This is a genomic window from Rhizobium album (assembly GCF_003122325.1).
Lineage (GTDB): Bacteria > Pseudomonadota > Alphaproteobacteria > Rhizobiales > Rhizobiaceae > Metarhizobium > Metarhizobium album.
The window spans coordinates 1-1146 of the sequence record NZ_QFBC01000058.1 but is presented as its reverse complement, the minus strand read 5'-3'; the positions used below and the strand labels follow the sequence as shown (position 1 = coordinate 1146).

Annotated in this window: 1 protein-coding gene; it reads left to right on the top strand. The window is 58.1% G+C overall.

What is annotated here, in order from left to right; translation table 11 throughout:
- Positions 1 to 2: 2 nt before the first annotated feature.
- A protein-coding gene (locus DEM27_RS33390; protein ID WP_420028876.1) for an IS3 family transposase occupies positions 3 to 1093 on the top strand; the annotation gives its coding sequence in 2 pieces (ribosomal slippage) (positions 3 to 225 and positions 225 to 1093; 1092 coding nt in all).
- Positions 1094 to 1146: the final 53 nt, after the last annotated feature.

Sequence of the window (1146 nt, the reverse complement as noted above, 5' to 3'; positions counted from 1 at the left end):
AGGTGGCGCTGGCCGCCATCCGAGGCGAGCAGACGTTGGTGGAATTATCCCAGCAGTTTGACGTGCATGCCAATCAGATCAAACAGTGGAAAGACCAGCTCCTTGAGGGGGCGACAGGCGTTTTCGGCGATGAAGCGAAGACGGAGCCGGCGGGTCCGACCGTCGATGTCAAAACGCTGCACTCAAAGATCGGCGAACTGACACTGGAGAACGATTTTTTAGCCGGAGCGCTCGGCAAGGCGGGATTGCTGGGCGGAAAGAAATGATCGACCGTGCACACAAACTGTCGGTCACACGTCAGGCGAAGCTTCTCGGCTTCAGCCGTGGCAGCGTCTACTATTCTCCACGTCCAGTGTCGGAGGACGATCTTGCCCTGATGCGGCGGATCGACGAGCTGCATCTCGACTACCCATTTGCCGGAAGTCGGATGTTGCAAGGGCTCTTGAGGGGAGAAGGGCTGGAAACTGGGCGGCTTCCCGTCGCGACGTTGATGAAGAAGATGGGCATCGAGGCGATATACCGTCGCCCGAACACCTCCAAACCAGCGCCAGGTCACAAAATCTATCCCTACCTCCTGCGCAAGCTGGCGGTCACCCGGCCTAATCAGGTCTGGGCAATGGACCTGACCTACATCCCTATGGCTCGCGGCTTCGTCTATCTCCGCGCCGTCGTGGACTGGTTCAGCCGAAGGGTTCTATCGTGGCGTTTGTCGATCACGATGGAAGCCGCTTTCTGCATCGAAGCTGTCGAGGAGGCACTCGCTCGCTACGACAAGCCTGACATCTTCAATACGGACCAGGGATCGCAGTTCATCTCGGTGGACTTCACGGCGGTGCTGAAAAAAGCTGAGATCGCCATCTCGATGGATGGCAAGGGCGCGTGGCGGGACAATGTCTTCGTCGAACGGCTCTGGCGGTCGATCAAATACGAGGAGGTCTATCTCCATGCCTACAAGAGCGTTCCCGAGGCCCGAGCTGCCATCGGCCGGTATCTGAGCTTTTACAACACCCGACGCCCACATTCATCCCTTGACCGGCAGACGCCGGATCGGGCCTACTTCAATGCGCTGACGCCGATGATGGTGGCAGCATAATCGAGGCGGAAATCCACTTAGCAAAACGCCCGAAACTGTTCAGACAAACCGAG